Origin of the sequence: Actinospica sp. (assembly GCF_035552695.1) — a bacterium.
In the GTDB taxonomy this organism is placed as follows: domain Bacteria; phylum Actinomycetota; class Actinomycetes; order Streptomycetales; family Catenulisporaceae; genus Actinospica.
Window position 1 is genome coordinate 1 of record NZ_DASZKT010000253.1, and the last position, 3,393, is coordinate 3,393.

General features: G+C 68.3%; 4 protein-coding genes. All 4 read left to right on the top strand.

The features are described from left to right. The coding region (locus VG296_RS28440) for a transposase (protein ID WP_325571305.1) at positions 1–1,244 on the top strand (1,244 nt) is incomplete at its 5' end. Continuing rightward, the gene (locus tag VG296_RS28445; protein ID WP_325571307.1) at positions 1,148–1,693 is read left to right on the top strand and encodes a hypothetical protein; all 546 of its coding nucleotides are present in this window, start codon (positions 1,148–1,150) and stop codon (positions 1,691–1,693) included. The genes VG296_RS28440 and VG296_RS28445, both read left to right, overlap by 97 nt. Then, positions 1,680–2,222 (top strand): hypothetical protein, encoded by a 543-nt coding sequence (locus tag VG296_RS28450; RefSeq protein ID WP_325571309.1) that lies wholly within the window; start codon positions 1,680–1,682, stop codon positions 2,220–2,222. Before VG296_RS28445 ends, VG296_RS28450 begins: the two co-directional genes overlap by 14 nt. A gap of 218 nt (positions 2,223–2,440) precedes the next feature. Further along, the coding region (locus tag VG296_RS28455; protein ID WP_325571311.1) for an integrase core domain-containing protein at positions 2,441–3,393 on the top strand (953 nt) is incomplete at its 3' end.

Genomic DNA, 3,393 nt, shown 5'->3' on the forward strand with positions numbered 1-3,393 from the left:
CCATGGGCTTACCGCCTGCCAATGTGTGGATCGTCACGCCCTACGACACTGAGGCACGTACCGCCGCCAAACGAAGCACCGTGTGGACCGGGTACAAGGTCCAGCTGAGCGAGACATGCGATCCGGAACTTCCGCACGTGATCACCTATGTGGAGACCGTCACATCGTGCGAGCCAGACCGCGAGACCACCGTCCGGGTCCACGCCGCCCTGGCCGAGCGCGGCCTGCGCCCCGCCGCGCATCTGGCCGACTGGGCCTACGTCGATGCCGAGAAGATCCTCGAGGCGCGCCTTGAGCACGAGATTGAGCTGATCGGCCCCACTGCGAAGAGAAACGAGTGGCAGCGCAAGGACCCTGACTCCTACGGCTTGGAGAAATTCACGATCAACTGGGACGAGCGGCACGCGGTCTGCCCACAGGGACACACCAGCGGGAGGTGGTACGAGTCGAAGACAACAACGGGACATCCGGTGGTACGTACGATGTTCCGCGCATCGGACTGCAGGCCGTGTCCGGCGTGCGCGTTGTGCACGAAGGGTACTTCGGCCAAGGGGCGCACCCTCGCCCTGCGTCCCCGCGCGCGGCACGAACTGCTTGCCGCGCTGCGCGCCGATCAGGGCACCGAGAAGTGGCGGCGGCGCTACGCGGCGCGCGCCGGAGTGGAAGGCGCCATATCCCAGGCGGTGCGCGGCTTCGGGCTGCGCAAATGCCGGTACCGGGGCCACGCGAAGGCCGCGCTGCAGCTCGTGCTGACCGCGACCGCGGTCAACCTCGCCCGGCTCGACGCATGGATGTCCGGCACGCCGCTCGGGCCGACACGCGTCTCCCACCTCGCCGGCTCGCACCCGAGGACGGCCCGCGACACACCACCCGCGCGAGCGCCAGTTGATGTTCGAGGTTCTTCGGCCGGGCGTCGCGCTAATCCCCGGAAGCGCTCCGCAGCCGCCCCGGAAGTCCGGCTCGCGGCAGGCTGCACCGGAAGCGCACCGCACTCGACGAATCACTTACAGGGCCCGATCATGTCAGGATACGAAGTATGGGTTTCTTCGAGTCCTTTGTGCCGCCCGAGCCCCCGCAACGGCCACGCCGCCCGCGACTGCCGCCGTGGCGCGGACCACAGCACAACATCCTGCCCGTCGCGCTGCCCGTGGACGCCGTACTCATCCGCAACGACACGAAGGCGGTCTACGTCAACGGCTTCGACGTGTATCCGCACGGCTTCACCTTCATCGTCAATACTTTAACTCACAGTCCCGATGCCGGTGCGGCGCGCAGGCGGCCCGGTTCTTTCGGGCGCACGGCGAATCCGTTCGCCGGGCTCTCGCCCCGCGGCGGCGAACCTCCCACACCCGAGGAGATCGAACAAGCCTTCCGCATCGGCGTGCGCTATGGCGACGGCCGGGCCGCCGAGGTGGAAGGGCGTGGCAGGTCGCGCGGCGGGACGCGACCGTCCGAGCCGCCGCTGGTCAGCCTCGCCTCGGGCCATGGCAGCGAGAGCGAGTGGACACAGGGGCTTTGGGTGTGGGGCATTCCAGGGGCCGGCGATGTCGAGCTGGTCTACCGCTGGCCCGCCGAGCAGGTCTGCGAGTCCAGTGTCATCCTCGACGGCGATCTGCTGCGCGATGCGGCTGCACACGCCGTGACCCTGTGGGACGAGCCCGAAGATGAAGGAGATGGCGATGCACGCGGCTGAAGAGATCGGACGGACCGTTCCCACCACGATCGCGTGGAACAAGGTCCTGGCCGACACGACCGACCTGGTCCTGTTCGCGCCGAGGCTGCAGGTGTACCGGTCGCTCTTCCGCGTCGCGATCGCCGGCCGGTTGCGGCCCACGGCATCGGCCGAAGCCGCGCAGCGGTTCTCCGGGGCGGAGGTCGGCGGCAGCCCGTACACGGTCACCGCCGAGGATCTGGCCCAGGGGCTTCGGCTGGGCGTGCAGTTCGCCGACGGACGCCGGGCCGCACTGGAACGGCGCGCGAGCGGGTTTCCCTCCGGCGGGCCCCTCGAGCCCGCCCCCTTAATCTCCGGCGGCAGAGCCTCGAGTGACGAGGGCGTGTTCGACTGGGAGATCGCCGTCACCGCGATCCCGGCGGCCGGTCCGGTCGAGCTGTACTACCAATGGCTCGACCTCGGGATCGGCGAATCGATGGCCGAGATCGACGGCGACGCCCTGCGCGATGCCGCGGACCGAAGCGTTGAGCTCCCCGTAGGCTGCGTGTGACACTGAACTCGGGATGACGTCTCGACTCTCGTCGCATCCGCAGTGAGGGTGCACCGCAGGCCTCGGCAGCTGGAATCCAGGTGTCCAGCTCGTATGACGTGATGCCTGAAGGTGCCGAGAAGTTGATCCATGCTGGTCATGGGCTTGTGGGACCTCTATCCGATCCGCGATGATCGCGACTTGTGTGTCTGCGTTTCGTCTTCCTCCTCGTCTCCCGCATGCTCGTTGCGACCCGGCTCTCGCGCCGGGACGCGGCTTGGCGCACGGCTGAAATCCTCCTGCTGCAACACCAGCTCACCGTCCTGCAGCGTCAGCTCGGCCAGCGTGCCCGGCCGAAGGTTTCCTGGGCCGACCGTGCGCTGATCGCGCTGCTGCTCGGGCTGATACCGCGGACCCGTCATGCTCGGCTGAGGCTGATCGTCACTCCCGGCACGATCCTGTGCTGGCGACGCGACCTGCTACGCCGCCGCTGGGCCCGCAAGTCCAGGCCGAGAGGCCGACCGCCGACCCGCCGCAATATCAGGGCACTGGTGCTGCGCATGGCAAGTGAGAACGACGCGTGGGGGTATCGGCGCATCGCGGGGGAGCTGGCCGGCGTCGGGATCAAGGTCGCGTCGTCGACGGTGTGGGCGATCCTGAAGACGGCCGGGATTGATCGCGCGCCACGACGCATCGGCCCGACCTGGGCCGACTTCCTTCGTTCCCAGGCCGATGCGATCCTGGCCACCGACTTCTTCACCGTGGACCTGCTCGACGGCACGACCGCGCACGTCCTGACGATGATCGAGCACGCCACCCGGCGCATCCATGTCCTGGGCGCCGCCGTGCACCCCACTGCGGACTGGACCATACAGATGGCCCGCAACGCGCTGGTGGACCTCGCCGAGCAAACCGACACGATCAAGTTCCTCATCCGCGACCACGGCCCGCAGTTCACCACCGCCTTCGACGCTGTCTTCCACGCCGCCGACATCCGCATCGTCACCATCGGCATCCAGGCCCCGATAATGAACGCGATCCAGGAACGCCGGCACCGCACCGTCCGCACCGAACTGCTCGACCGCACCCTGATATGGAACATCACTCACCTGTGCCGGGTCCTGGCCGAGTACGAGTCCTTCTACAACACCCACCGGCCCCACCGGGCGCTGGGCCAAGCCGCACCGATACG

Excerpts from the sequence above, each read along its gene's own strand:
- VG296_RS28450 (WP_325571309.1), top strand. The coding sequence starts at position 1,680 with ATGCACGCGGCTGAAGAGATCGGACGGACCGTTCCCACCACGATCGCG.